The 13389-nt window shown below is 59.2% G+C and carries 15 protein-coding genes; 10 read left to right on the top strand and 5 right to left on the bottom strand.

The features are described 5' to 3' along the window. Positions 1-4 precede the first annotated feature (4 nt). The 5 genes from AC3WP7_RS11910 to AC3WP7_RS11890 form a co-directional block, all read right to left on the bottom strand. Positions 5-1228, bottom strand: coding sequence for a DUF1173 family protein (locus AC3WP7_RS11910; RefSeq protein ID WP_102591958.1), 1224 nt, complete (start codon positions 1226-1228; stop codon positions 5-7). 85 nt (positions 1229-1313) lie between these two features. After that, positions 1314-2066, bottom strand: coding sequence for a hypothetical protein (locus tag AC3WP7_RS11905; protein ID WP_102591957.1), 753 nt, complete (start codon positions 2064-2066; stop codon positions 1314-1316). A 564-nt stretch (positions 2067-2630) separates the two neighbouring features. Further along, on the bottom strand, positions 2631-3107 hold the full coding sequence (locus AC3WP7_RS11900) for a hypothetical protein (protein ID WP_207240289.1): 477 nt from the start codon (positions 3105-3107) through the stop codon (positions 2631-2633). Positions 3108-3239: 132 nt separating this feature from the next. Further along, on the bottom strand, positions 3240-6146 hold the full coding sequence (locus tag AC3WP7_RS11895) for a DEAD/DEAH box helicase (protein WP_207240288.1): 2907 nt from the start codon (positions 6144-6146) through the stop codon (positions 3240-3242). After that, complete coding sequence (locus AC3WP7_RS11890) at positions 6133-6915, bottom strand: HamA C-terminal domain-containing protein (protein ID WP_102591956.1); 783 nt, start codon at positions 6913-6915, stop codon at positions 6133-6135. Before AC3WP7_RS11890 ends, AC3WP7_RS11895 begins: the two co-directional genes overlap by 14 nt. Before the next feature lie 480 nt (positions 6916-7395). Between AC3WP7_RS11890 and AC3WP7_RS11885 the strand changes: the two genes are divergently transcribed. The 10 genes from AC3WP7_RS11885 to AC3WP7_RS11840 all read left to right on the top strand — a co-directional run bounded on the left by AC3WP7_RS11885 (position 7396) and on the right by AC3WP7_RS11840 (position 13388). After that, positions 7396-7788 (top strand): hypothetical protein, encoded by a 393-nt coding sequence (locus AC3WP7_RS11885; RefSeq protein WP_102591954.1) that lies wholly within the window; start codon positions 7396-7398, stop codon positions 7786-7788. 76 nt (positions 7789-7864) lie between these two features. Then, a complete protein-coding gene (locus AC3WP7_RS11880; RefSeq protein ID WP_102591953.1) occupies positions 7865-8584 on the top strand; it encodes a DUF5983 family protein in 720 nt (239 codons plus the stop codon). Between the two features lie 287 nt (positions 8585-8871). Then, on the top strand, positions 8872-9345 hold the full coding sequence (locus AC3WP7_RS11875; RefSeq protein ID WP_102591952.1) for an STY4534 family ICE replication protein: 474 nt from the start codon (positions 8872-8874) through the stop codon (positions 9343-9345). 75 nt (positions 9346-9420) lie between these two features. Beyond that, a complete protein-coding gene (locus tag AC3WP7_RS11870) occupies positions 9421-9714 on the top strand; it encodes a hypothetical protein (RefSeq protein ID WP_172963363.1) in 294 nt (97 codons plus the stop codon). A 72-nt stretch (positions 9715-9786) separates the two neighbouring features. Then, the gene (locus AC3WP7_RS11865) at positions 9787-10431 is read left to right on the top strand and encodes a DUF6904 family protein (RefSeq protein WP_102592022.1); all 645 of its coding nucleotides are present in this window, start codon (positions 9787-9789) and stop codon (positions 10429-10431) included. 119 nt (positions 10432-10550) lie between these two features. Beyond that, positions 10551-11042: a PFGI-1 class ICE element type IV pilus protein PilL2 gene (pilL2, locus tag AC3WP7_RS11860; protein ID WP_102591950.1), complete on the top strand. Its 492-nt coding sequence runs from the start codon at positions 10551-10553 to the stop codon at positions 11040-11042. Further along, positions 11039-11674, top strand: coding sequence for a hypothetical protein (locus AC3WP7_RS11855; protein ID WP_102591949.1), 636 nt, complete (start codon positions 11039-11041; stop codon positions 11672-11674). The genes pilL2 and AC3WP7_RS11855 overlap by 4 nt, the downstream gene beginning before the upstream one ends. 3 nt (positions 11675-11677) lie before the next feature. Beyond that, the gene (locus AC3WP7_RS11850) at positions 11678-12424 is read left to right on the top strand and encodes a TIGR03759 family integrating conjugative element protein (protein WP_256579929.1); all 747 of its coding nucleotides are present in this window, start codon (positions 11678-11680) and stop codon (positions 12422-12424) included. Next, complete coding sequence (locus tag AC3WP7_RS11845; protein WP_102591948.1) at positions 12409-12972, top strand: transglycosylase SLT domain-containing protein; 564 nt, start codon at positions 12409-12411, stop codon at positions 12970-12972. The genes AC3WP7_RS11850 and AC3WP7_RS11845 overlap by 16 nt, the downstream gene beginning before the upstream one ends. After that, a complete protein-coding gene (locus AC3WP7_RS11840) occupies positions 12969-13388 on the top strand; it encodes an integrating conjugative element protein (RefSeq protein ID WP_102591947.1) in 420 nt (139 codons plus the stop codon). The genes AC3WP7_RS11845 and AC3WP7_RS11840 overlap by 4 nt, the downstream gene beginning before the upstream one ends. The last annotated feature ends 1 nt before the right edge of the window (position 13389 follow it).

Raw genomic sequence — 13389 nt, 5'->3', positions numbered from 1 at the left:
CTGCCTAAGCAGGCTCAACCAACATCGGTAGTGGTGGAACAGTCGTAGTGGCGTAGGCATCCCATTGCCACCAGCCAGAAGGATAGCTGGTGTTGTAGTGTTCGACCTTGACCGCCTTCCGCGTCAAGTACTCCGGCGTGTTCATACCAAACACCTCCATCGGATAGTCACGGTCCATATCGAGCAACCAAAAGTCTGGGAACACAGCCTCTAATCCGGCATCAAAACGAAGTGGCTTGTAGAAACTTCGTTTGTTGTCATAGAGCAGCTTTTCAACCGTTGCCTCATGGCCGGAATCCAGCGGAATCAGGCGTTCGCTCACACGCATCAGCCCGATCTTGTTCACATCCGCATATGGCTTGGTTCCAGCACGCATGCTCAGATGCAAAATCGCATATATCTGGGCGCCCGCCTGCCAGGCATTCAGCTCGGCTGCGAAGCTCTCGTTCAACGCCGCCCTCGCGATATCGCCCAGGTACATCATTGGCATACCGGCGGCGCTACGCAGGGGCAGTCGCTTAAGCACAGCATCACGATCGGGGCTGTACCTTGCCAGTGGAGCGATGGCCACCACGTTGCGTCCGTGTTTCCGGGCATCCGCCACGACCTGAAGGTTCTTATCCTTCTCTTCGGAGCCATCGGCGGCTGGTACCAACAGCACATCGTTCAACGTCATTCGTGCCGCGTTGATCCTTTCTGCTTGCTCGGCCATCAAGCGAGCGACAAGCCGGTCGTTACGCTTTCCATCCATGGCTGGGTACCACTTGATCAGACCGCTTTCGCTCCAGAGCAGATGCAAGAGCCCCAGCAATGACATCGCATCACGTTTCACGCCCGCGCCGGCAACGCGTGGCGAAGCGGGTTTGGTCTCAGCATCGGTTTTGCGAGGCTGACGCAATGGAAGGTCCAACCGGACCCTCAGCCCTCCGTCCTCAAGCTCTGTGACCGCGTTGACGCTGTAGCCTTGCAACCCCGAGCTGGAGGCATCGGACGAGTAGAAGCGGCAGTTCCGACGATGATTCGGACCAGAGCCCGCATAGCGATGTAGGTGGTACTTTTTGCGGAACTTGACTGAAAGCCGTCCTTCGCCCGTCTGCGTGCAAAGACAGACGAAGTGAGTCACACGGTGGGCGCGATTGAGTGCGCTGATCCAAGCATCGCCTTGCTGGCTGCTGCTGTCGAAGACCCTGCCGGTGTTGGCAACCTTGAGAGAGTAGATTTTCGTCATTCCGTCTCCATGCTGGCTCGATTCAGTAGTCGCCTCACTCACCATTGATCAATGGCTGACGCGCTGGCTATTGGGATATGGAACCCTAGGGGCAGGTGGCAACGCAATGCAAGGGCGTATTTGCATCTCCATTTGGCGGTCGACAGGATGCACCATCGGTCACCTCAATCGCTGGTGAAGACACCGCTGCACTGTCAGCTATCTGATCAGCCGGACGCAAAGCATTAGATGGCACTACTTCCGCCGCATGGGCTTGAACCGGATTACTACCGCCAGCAACGACTGGGCCAAGCTTAAACAGTCGATTGGCGGTGCTCAGCCCAATGGACACTTTGAAAGCCACGAAGAAGCACATGAACGAAATCGGCAGTATCAGCCATGCGCTCACAGTCTCGTGCTTGGCAAGGTGCGCGTAGAGCAGGACGAGTCCCGTGTACAGGACTAGGCCGGACACAGCAGCGATAGCCGGCCAGAAACGATAGTTCCGATCATCGTTAGCGCGCGCAGTTCTTTGAAACCGACTTCCATCCTCGGAGACACGTACGAACTCGCGGGCCGCCAGATAGTCCCTCAATACCCAAAAAGCGGAATCCTGGTATGAAAGCGCAAGACGCAACGCTCGCGCGTCCAAGTTGATCCGCATGCCAAAGGCTTCACGGACATCCAACACCAGCACCATGGGATGCACCTTGTTCCAAGCCCCAGTGAGCACCAACTCGCGCAACCGCTGAGTTCGTTGATGGGACAGGCTTGCGGAGTTGTTCGACCACGTGACTACCAGCGTCAAAAAGGCAATCGCCAGCGGCACAACGATGGCTTGCCAAACCTGAATATCCATAAGTAGCTCCTTGTTGAGCGTTGAAGGCAGACAAGGCCTACTTTCGCATACCCAAATCTCGCAAGTTAAGACATCGGCACCCATGGCAGTAGCAAACGGGAAGGCTGTCGAATCAGCTTTCCGCTACTGCACCGAGGCGGTTACTCCCAAGCTACCCAAGCACTGCCGACTCGTTAGGCACTCGCCCTGGTAGCCCCGATCTTCAAGGCTACGACCCGGCACCCGCCGCGTTGATCCCAGCGCCTGTCCGCTAGTCCCGCAGGTATCTACTCCAGCAGCCCATCCAGGCCATCACTGACTGGAGGTACTTCACAATGAACCCACCACTCCCTGAGATCGTAAATGCCCTCTCCCCGAGGGGGCGCTAGATACGGAACCCCCAAAGAGCTTGCCAAGGCAATCCGATGTATTCGTCCCGCAAGCAACCTTCAGGGTGTTGCATTGATTGAATCCTAGGTCAACAGCGGCGATCACTAATCAGAGTGCTCACTCGCGTAATTGAACCAGAAAGCTCATGAGGTTCACCAACTGCCCTTAGCACGTCAACGGACCATCCCGCCATTTTCAAGCATCTGCGACAGGCCAGCGGAGTTTTCCACGGCCCACGCGTAGAGCTTCCACAAGCCTGGTATCACCTGGTAGTCGGCCGAAGAAGAGGCTTGGCTTGGGGTCGATTGCTGCTTTTTTAAAGGCCGCTACCGACTGGTAGTCCGGGGTTGTGAGCCAGGTTCGTCCATCACCCTCATCGGTGACAATCCGATAGAGGCCAGCCTGGGGAGCCGCCTCAATGTCCAGTAGGCGCTTGTGGCGCACTACTGACCATTTCTGAATTCCGCCACTCAGAGCCTCTGTGCGAAATCGCGCCCAGAGTGCCGCAGTTTCAAGTGTCGGCCAGTCATTAGCATCGGTGTACGCTGTGATTTCGTCTGACTCAAGCCAAGCCCGCATCTCCGCCGGAGTGACAAAGACCGGCATGGCTTGCTCAATCGCAGCCATTGCTGCGCGTCGTGATGGCAGTCCCGCACGGATCAGCATCGACATCATGAACTGCGGAACGCCCGTTTCGACTGTCGCAGCTGCGCCTCCCGCTACCATTTCTGGCATCCAACCTAAAGACATGCGACGGGTGCGGACAGCCTCTAGCGCCCAAACCAAGCGATAGGTGAAGGCTTCTTAGACCGCGCGCATGTTCTGCGATCCGATCTTGGAGACCTCCTCGCCAGAAACCCAACTGCGAAGAATAGATTTCCAATTCGCTGGTAAAGCGTTCGCCTTATCGGGTATGAAAGGGCGCATAAATAGCAAGCGTTCGCTGAGACCGCTGAGCGAGTCGACAAGTTCGTCAACGTCCCCACTGAGCGCCGCTTCATCTGCCCGGTCGAGAAGTATGGCCAGCTCGTCGGCCATGGAGTCAATGGCAAGTCCTGCTTCAAGCCCGACACCCATGGCAAAATGCCCACGCCGTGCCGCCGCAGTGGTGTTCTTCCAGATAAGGTCGGCGCGCACCTCGAACACTTTCTTATGCAGGGGAGCAACGTCCTTTCCTTCTCGGTCGATCTGGCGAGCCCAGAGCGACCCTCTTAAAGCCTCGTCCAAGAGCATGGGAAGATCGCCTCGATCAGCATCCAGTGCCTCTATCAAGCCGAAAACGGTCGCATCAAGCCGTTCGACGAGCTGAGATAGTGGCTCCTCATCAATGGTTTGCTCTTCGTCTTCCGCGTTCTCTGGGTCGCCCTTAGCATCCTCATCTCCATCAAGCTCGTACTCCACGGCTGAGGCCAATCGCTCGGCCACTTTGGCTTCTTCATCAGGCGACATCCACGCCTCGCGGGCATTTGCGAGATACTCCCAGGCATCACCGCGATTCAGAGTTCCATTGCGTGATAGCCGCGAGAGGATCTCGGCGACGATTTGGATAAGGCCGCTCTTCAGGGTCCGAGCCTTCGCGGAGGCGACGAGGGTGCGCCATTCACGTACTCGCCAGTTGATCTGATCAAACATGACATGGACGATCAGCCCCTCAACATCTACAAAGGCCCTCCCCGCACGGCCAGCGACGTTGGCGAACTCTTCCCCTTTTATCTTCTCGCCCGCCCGATAGAGCGCGGGCACTAAAAGAACGGCTGCATTAAGGTTGAGCCCCTGCGAGAGCGTCGGCGATGCGACAATAACCTTCAACACCCCCTCAGACAGAAGGAGCTCCAGTTCACGTAGGAATGGGCTTGGCAAGCGACCATGGTGGACCGCGACGCCAACTTTCAAGCTGGCCACAGCAGGGTGATCTTCGCCTAACCATTCCTTGCCGACCTCAAGCGCACGAGCGATCGACGCCTCGTTATCTAGCAGCGAGTCAAGATACCCACGCCTGCAGAGATCCACTACCTGCTTGCCGTAACTTTCGACCCAGTTTGCCTGGGTGGAAAAGATTAGAGTTCGTTTTCCCTGACTTGCGAACTCCCACGCTGCGAACAATGCAAGGTGCGAATTCTTTCGTGGGTAAGAATTCTTCTCCCTTCCAAGTGCTGGTTTTTCCGCAACAAACTTGTCGATAAAGGGACCGTTGGCGTCAAGATCAAGCCGCAAAAGCGCATCTTTGCCACGCCATGTGAGAGCGCCAAACCGCTGGCGGGTAGGACGCCAGTCTGAGCGCACCGGCTCGCCTTCTTCGTCGGAGCGGACCCACGCCGTAAGGTCGTCCAGTTCATCGCCACTTGGCAGAATTGCGGAAAGGCACACGATGCGACGGTTACCGGCATCGGCCCGCCGCAGCAAACGCTGCACCAGTGTCTCGTAGCGGATTTCTCGCTCGCTCGGGCCAATCATATGACCCTCGTCAAGAACGATTAAGCCTACATCTTCTATTAAGGATGGATCGCTCCGCAGCGCGAAATCGAGCTTCTCAGGCGTCGCGATGATGATCTCGCGTGTCCGTAAAGCGTCCTCGTCACCCGTCGACAGGCCGCTGGCACCATAGAGGGAAGAGACGCTGAATCCCAATGGCGCGAACGTCTTCCTGAAAGAACGCTCAGTCTGTGCAGACAATGCACGCAGCGGGGTTACGATTAGCACCCTCTGCGCTGAAGACAGGGTCATAAGCGCAGCAATCTCGGCAACGCGGGTTTTACCCGCACTGGTCGGCAGAGCAACGACGAGATCATCTGTGATGTCTGTGGAGCGTTGTGCTGCTTCGCGCTGCGATGGCCATAGTTCTACCTCTGAGGTCTTCCGGGCGTAAAGCGAGGAGATGAACAGCCGTCGTAGGTCAGGATATCTATCCTCGCCGCCCACGGGCGGCTCAGTCGGCAGGACCTGATGCAGCGAGTGCTGCCACAGATCATCAATCAGGTGACGGCAGAGATTAGAAATCCACCAAAGGGGAACGTTCTCGGCATTGTCGGCCAAGCTAGCGGCAGTGGTTAAAAGGGCTAGTGCACTTTCGATCGGTTCGCTTTCGCCCGTCTCGAGCGCAAAATCGAAGAATGCCAGCGCCCGGCAAATTGTCGTATTCAGTATTGTCGAAAGGACTTCATCAATATCGAGCTCAGCAGCGCGCAATGCGTCTGCAATCTGCTCATCGCTGTGTGACTGATCGCCGAGCCAGTCGCGAACGAATCTACGCAGTTGATCGAGATCCCGTAGGATCAGGTGTCGGATGGCTGTTTCACCCGGTGAAGTGTTGAGGTCCTCTGCCGTTTCGTTGAAGAGAGAATATGCCACAGCTGAAAAGCCAGCGAGATGGTAGGCCGATGCAGCAATTGTGCGACGGAAACCACGATCAGGTGCATCCGGATCACCGTTGCGGATCAAAGCTTCAAAGGCATTGGCTGCACGCTCGAAGGCTTTGTCCGTCAACTCAGAGGATCCATTCTTGCCACATAGAGCCATCGCACCCCGAAGTAGAGCGAATCCGTGTTCGGCGAGATCGGTCTCGATGGTCGGACCTAGTGGCGGTGCATTTGGAGGCAGCACGCCCTGTTCACGCATCAGCGACCAGGCTGCACCACGATAGAGAAGACGACCAAGGATGCCGTCGTCGGTCGCGCTCGTCAGAAATACGGTCAATTCATCAATCGTTTCCAAGGTCTTCCGCCTCCAGGTACATGGTCGCGATGAATTCTTGGTGATCTTCGATATGGATGTTCACGACGTACTGGTCCTGATTAGTCCCTGCAGCGTCCAAGTCCTCCTTTAGCGAGGCATGAGGCCCATTGCCTGACACAGTAAAGAGCATGTGGTCGATGCGATCGATGTGTAGCGACTTCACGCCCACCTCATCCCGGAGGCTGCGCCCCAGGTCATTGTCATCGGGGTCATTGCTTTCAAGAAGGCGGTTGGCGATGAACAGTAACGAGTCAGGGGTGCAGCGACCGTTGTCACGGTTTAGTACTTTACGGGCACTGGAAACCGTTGCCTTGCTGAGCACCTTATTGCTCTTGGCTTCGCCCTTCAGGAGCCAGAGCTTTTCGCCTTTGGCGTCATAGCCAGCGCCAATAAAATCGTCGCCGCGCATGGCCATGTTACGGCCGTCTTTGTAACGAAGACGGCGTACGGGAACACGCAGGCCCACCTCCTCCTCGACCAGTTCAGTCGCGAGAATCTCTCCAAGGTCGCCCGAGCGTCCCTTTGTTGTCTGTGGCATCTCGGCTCGAAGAATTTCACTAGCGACCACGTATCCAAGGCGACTTACATCCTCGGCTATACGCTCGAGTCGATCATAGTGCGATCGGATAGTCTCGACGAGATCATCGCAGACCTCGTCGCGGCCGCCATCCTTTTCGATATAGGTCCAGTAATGCTTGCGCTTGTCTCTTTCTTTGGTGGACTTGCACCATCTCTCATACAGTTTCACGGCGGTCCCTCGATCAATCAGCCCAGATCCATGTGCGTAAGTACGTGCACCGTGATAACTACAATTACTAAGTATGCACAGCTAGTGTCGCTTCCGATAATCTTGGATATCCACGCTTTGTCGCACGTAGCCGTGATGTTAGTCGCTACGATGCCATATTGACAGCATACAAAGGCCAGATGCCCCCCCTCCCCGATCATGGCGTTTCGTCCTGATCGATCATCGGATGGAAAGGCACTCACAGGCCCGAAAACAATCCGGCTACCTGCAGCATTGAATTGTTACTGCACAAGCCCGCAACACTTCCACAAGCTCCCCCCTGCACTGCCGACTCAACCGGCAATCGCCCTGGTAGCCCCGATCTTCAAGGCTACGACGCAGCACCCGCCGCGTTGATCCCACCGCCTGTCCGCACACCCCACAGGCACCCATCCCTTCCGGCGGCCCACCCAGGCCGTCACTGATTGGAGGTTCCTCACCATGCACCCAAAGCTCCCAGAGTCCGCACTCTCGGACCTGATCAACGCCCATCAACAGCAAGCCCTGGCACCAGAGCAGTTCTTCCAGGCCTGGAAGAAAGCCGTCCTGCTCGCCGGGCCGCGTTACTTCGGTATCGAGTGCCGAAGCGACATCAACATGGCCCACAGCAAGTGGGACCTGTGTCCCGATGTCCCGCTGATCGAGTCCGCCATCGGCGTCATGAGCCACGGCGAGCAGGTGTTCCTTGCCGCGCTCGTCAGCTTCTACAACGATGAGACCGGGGGACGCCTGTTGCAGCGGGTCGGCGTCCGCGGCCTGGCCGACTTCGGTCTGCTGGACACGCAGCGACGCATGCTCCTTGCCACATTGATCATCCACTACAGCGGCTGGTAACCCACCGCATGATGGCACCCGACGGGACACCTCCCGTCGGGCGGTGTCCCTCCTTCATAAACATAGGAGATCACCCATGCCTATTCATAATCAGCCGTCCAATCCGTTTGCCCGCGGGTTCAATGACCTGCACATCCAGCGTCTGCTGGCTGTGCTGTACGACGCGAAAGCGCCGCTTTGCTATCTGCCGCCGCATCCGTCCCAGCAGCACCTGGGTGACGCGGAGCTTGAGCGCCAGCCGTGCCTGTTCAATGACCAGCATGCGTTGATCGTCAATTCCAGTGGCTCACTGGCCGCTCATGAGGACAGCTACCCTCATCCGGGCATTGTCGTACAGGTGATCTATGGGGTCTTTTCCCATGATCAGTCACCGCCGATCCTGGTCGGCGACCTGTACTCCGAGGCGCTGGCCCAGGAGCGGGTCCGGCAGATCGCGTTCGAAACCGGCCATTACAGCCGGTGCTGGGAGATCAGCAGCGCGCATTTGCCTCAGGTCGCCTGGGAGCGACTGGCTTCATCGTCAATCCCGACGGGGCTGCTGCTGGAGGCGTTCGAGCTGCCGGACAGTAACGCGCTCGGCTTCAAGCTGATTGCCACGCCCTGGACCGATAGCAATTTGCATCAAATCGACGTATGCACCGCCGATCAGTTACGCCAACAGCAGTTGGACGCTGGACTGCCGCTGGAGCTGGTCGAGGTACTGCACCTGGCCGCACAGGCCGATGTGCGCCTGCTCATTTTCGACCCTGATGCCGACGACTTGGACGGCTTGCCGACCTATGATCATCAACCATAAACCCTCAACCAGAAGCCCCGATATCGGGGCTTCGCTTTTTCCGACCAGCCTTGCAACACGGAGGTGCTGCGCGCCGCATTGAGATACGCACTCGGCACGCCACTGCGTCAGGCTGAGCCCATGTTCCGCCGACCCGCTCGGCAACATGCCCAGGTGGCCCCGATCTTCAAGGCCACGGCGCCAATGCGCTGATCCACCCGCCAGTCCTGCACTGGCATCCGACCCGTGGGGCCACGTCCCGACGGGGCGTCTCCACGTTCACGTCTGTTCCGAACCAGGAGACTGTCATGTCCCACTCATCTGCCGTCGCCGGCGAGGCGACCTACTTCGATCTGCACACCCAGGGCCTGGGTTACCTCAACCGTATCCGCGAGATCCGCCCCAAGCGCGGCAAGCCGTTTCTGGCCTGCACCATCGCCGCGCTCAACGGCCCGACCGAGGCGCCGGAGTACCGCTACTTCGATGTCACCGTCTGCGGCGCCGAGGCCCAGCAACTGGTCAACCGCTACGCCAGCGCCGTCGATCAAGGCCGCAAGGTGCTGATGGGCTTTCGGCTCGGCGATTTGTGGACCGATCTGTTCCGCTACAGCCGGGGTGAAAAGTCCGGGGAAACCGGCGTCAGCCTGAAGGCAAGGCTGTTGTTCGTCAGTTGGGTCAAGGTCGATGGGAAGCTGGTCTATCAGGCCCGCCCCAAGGCTGAGTCCGACGATGCCGTGGCCGCACAAGCATCGGATACATCGGCGATTGCTCAGCCCGTCTAAAACCTTGTTCCTTTCATCTTTGCGACCGGGTCACGGCATGCCGTGGCTTCGGCGCACGCCATGGAGGAGTCCATCATGGAATCCGCACGCTCTGTTGCCCCTTGCTTTGCACCGGGAAATATCTACGTTACGGCCGGGGTTCACGCTCTGGTCGAGAACGGCACCTTCCATCCTGCCCCTTATCTGAAACGCCACCTCAGCGGTGACTGGGGTGATATCGACCCCGAAGACTGGGAGGAAAATCAGTCCGCACTAGAGCATGACAATCGTCTGCTCTCGGTCTACCACGTCACGCCCGAGCTGACGTTGTGGATCATCACCGAGTGGGATCGGTCGGTGACGACGATGCTGCTTCCTGAGGAATATTGAGCATCAGACAACGGCCTTCCTTGGAAGGCCGTTTGTCTTTAACCTTGGGAAAAAATGGAGAGAACTGACGCCATGCTTTCTTACAGGCTGCTCAATAACCATGCCGGCTTACTTCTTATTGGTGACTACACATCGCTGCGGTGGCTGCATGAAGTCGTCCACGAGATAAACGACCGATCACCGCTCATACGTGTTGATGATGGCCCGTTTCTTGGCTTGGCCTATGAGGTGCGCAAAGCCTATGAGCAGCAGCGCGAGATCATTCCCGCCCCCGAGCACTTCGAAGAAGTAGGCACACGATACGGCACCAAACTCCTATGGCCGGTACTGCTGTTGCAGCAGCGCATGATGCGCGTCTCCCTGGCCTATCTCGATCACAGTGCTAAACATCAAGCCATTACCTACGCACTTGAAGCCGTGATTGAAGAAGCCCTCATCGAGGACTTCGGCCCCCATAGCCGGGTTGTCATCGACCATTGGCAGCAAATTGACCCAGCCTCACCTGATGTTCTCGACAAGCTGGACAGTCGTGGAGGGATCTTCTGTTCTTGGACCAAAAGCGAGGGTAAGTACCGCATCGCGGCATTGCTCGCGAGCTTTGATCGCCGGTTTGAGGATAACCATCTAGCTGAGGTCGCGCGCGGGGAGAGTCCAGTGCTGTCACCAGAGGAGTTGCGCATGTGGGAACAAGCTGAATGGCCAGATCCAAACTGGTGACGCAGGACCATCAGCATCACCGAACTGGCAATGTATACGGCTACCCGCGGCAACGTTTTACCGGCTGCCCTCTCGCCCTAAGCGAGGCTAGATAGCTCTCTCCGTGAGAGGGCTATTTGATGTTTTCGTCGAGTATTCGCCAGTGCCGCAATGCACTTTTTCTAAGCATGCCCCTACTGGGTGGCTGCGTTACAGTGCCGTCTTTCAAACCTGCTTGTACCGCCGTTTCGATAACGGCGCCCCCTGCGGCGCCGATCTCTACACTCAGGCAAAGCCGCTATACCTTGGTTGAACTGCGCCCAGACCGAGGCCAAGAAGATTTACAACATCAGATCATCGACCTGCGTATCCCCGCCACCGCCGCCACAACCGTCGGCGATGCCATGCGCTATGTACTGCGTCACTCGGGCTACCAACTGTGCGAAGGCGACCCGACGCCGGCGTCCTTGTGGGCCCTGCCCTTGCCCGCTGCTCACCTGCAGCTCGGGCCACTACCACTGAACCAGACCCTGCAATTGCTGGCCGGCACCGTCTGGCGTCTGTCAGTGGATGAGCGCGCACGGCAGGTCTGCTTTATCGCCGTCCCACTCGCTGGGGAGGCTCAGTCATGATGCAAACACCCCTCACCAATCCAAGCCTGACTCGCCTGTTTGTTGTGGCATGGCTGACGCTGCTCAGCCTCGCCCTGATCGCGCTGGCCCTGTCCCTGACCCGCCAAGATGCGCAGTACCGACAAGTCGCGCCGGATGCCCAGATCGCCGAACTGCAAACCCGCATGCTTGAGCTGGAAGCGTTCCGCGCCTCGGTGGAGGTTTCGCCGGCGGTAGTCACAGACAGCGATTTCCAGCAGCAGCGCGATCAGTGGCAGCAACAGTGGGACAGTCTCAATCAGCGTCAACGAGACTTCGCCAGCGGCACCGACCTGGCTGCTGTGCAAAACCGCCTTGATGCCCTAGTGCAACAGGTCAGCGCCACCAAGCCCGTTGCAAACAAAGCTCGCCCTCGTACTGCCAAGCCGCGTCCGACGCCCACAACGCCAGCCTTCCAACTGCTCGGCGTAGAGTCGCGCGGCGGCGAGCGTTTCCTGGCCATCCAACCCAACGGCACGGCCGGGTTGGCCGCCGTCCGCCTGCTACGGCTCGGCGATGCCGAAGGACGTTGGCAACTGAACGCCCTGGAGCCCCACAGCGCGGTGTTCCGGGTCGACCAAGAGACGCGGCGCCTGCCGCTGCCGCAGGAGTAGGCCATGACCACGCATATGCTCTCCCGTGCCAAACCTGCACTGGCTGTCGCTGTCCTGGCAGCCTTGCTGATCGGGCTGGCCTCGGCATTGGCCGGCGGTGAGGCCACCAGCGATACACGACTCAGCCAACAACGTGACAGCCGCGAATTCCGCAGCGACGAGCAATTGGCCCAGGACTGGGGCCTGCAAGCCGAAGACTGGGCACGCTACCGTCAACTGCAGCAAGGGCCGTTGGGTGTGTATTCGCCCAATTTGGACCCGCTGACCGCTCTCGGCATCGAGGCGCGCAGTGACGACGAGCGCCGCCGTTTCGCCGAATTGCAGGTGCGCGCCGAATCAACCCGAGTGAACAAGGAGTTGGCTTATCAACGCGCCTACGACCAGGCCTGGAAGCGCCTGTATCCGAACCTGCTGCCCGTCACCCTGCTCGACGCCCACAACAGCAGCCCCATCCCTCAACCTGGCAACGGGCGCCTGGCATTGTTCATCGAGGACAACTGCGTGGCCTGCAACCTGCAGGTCAGGAAGTTGCAGGCGACCGGCAGCGAGTTCGACCTGTATATGGTCGGCAGCGACAGCGACGATGCCCGGCTGCGGCGCTGGGCCCAACGTGTCGCGCTGGATCCGCGCGCCGTGCGTGAGCGCCGGGTCACCCTGAATCACGATGCGGGCCGCTGGAGCAACTTGGGTGTGGCCGGAAACCTGCCGGCGCTGGTGCGCGAGGTGAATGGGCAATGGCAACGTCAGTGACCGGCCACTGCGCGGCACTGGTGCTGGTTCCGGCGCTGCTCAATCCCAACGTACTGGCAGCGCGGGAGCTGCCGCCGCCGGCCTACCAGTTGGCCGCGGCGCAAGCCCAGGTGCCGCCAAACCTGCTGTACGCCGTGGCCTTACAGGAGAGCGGTCGCAATCTGCGTGGGCGCATCGTGCCCTGGCCATGGACGCTGAACGTCGCCGGGCAATCTCGCCGCTACGCCACCCGCCACGAGGCCTGCGCCGACTTGCGTCGCACCCTGCTTGTCACTCCAGCGACGCGGATCGATGTAGGCCTGGGACAGCTCAACGTCGGCCATCAACGCCACCGCGTGCGCCAGCCCTGCGAACTGCTGGAGCCCTACCGCAACCTGCGACTGGCCGCGACCATCCTGCGCGAACAGTACGATCCCGCGCAAAGCTGGTTGATGGCTGCCGAACGCTACCACCGCCCGGCCGGTGGCGCGCCAGCCGTGCGCTACCGGCAAAGTGTCGGCCGGCATCTGGCTCGTGTTGCCGAGCCTGTACAGAGGAATCAACCATGAAGTGTTTGCTATTGGCCGGCCTGCTCAGTCTCCCCAGCATCGCAACGGCACTCGAAGAGCCCGACGACCCACCAGCGATAGCCTACGACGAAGCGGCGCTCCTACCTATCCGCTCACCCTCTCTGCGCCCCGGCCCGGTGGAGCCACGAACGAACAGCCTCCCCGGCATCACCGCACTGTTCCTGATCGGCGATGACCCGCGCTCCCACGCCTGGCTGCAACAACGTCTGCCGAACCTGCAACGCCTTGGCGCCGCCGGGCTGGTGGTCAATGTCGAATCAGCGGCGGCGCTGCAAGCCCTACGTGACCGTGCCCCAGGCCTGAGCCTGACCCCAGTCCCCGGCGATGACCTGGCTCTACGGCTGGGCCTGAACCGCTACCCGGTGCTGATCACCGCCACGGCAATCGAGCAATGAC

Source organism: Pseudomonas sp. FW305-3-2-15-C-LB1 (assembly GCF_058787615.1).
The sequence above is the reverse complement of the archived record's forward strand: the minus strand, read 5'-3'. Positions and strand labels throughout refer to the sequence as shown.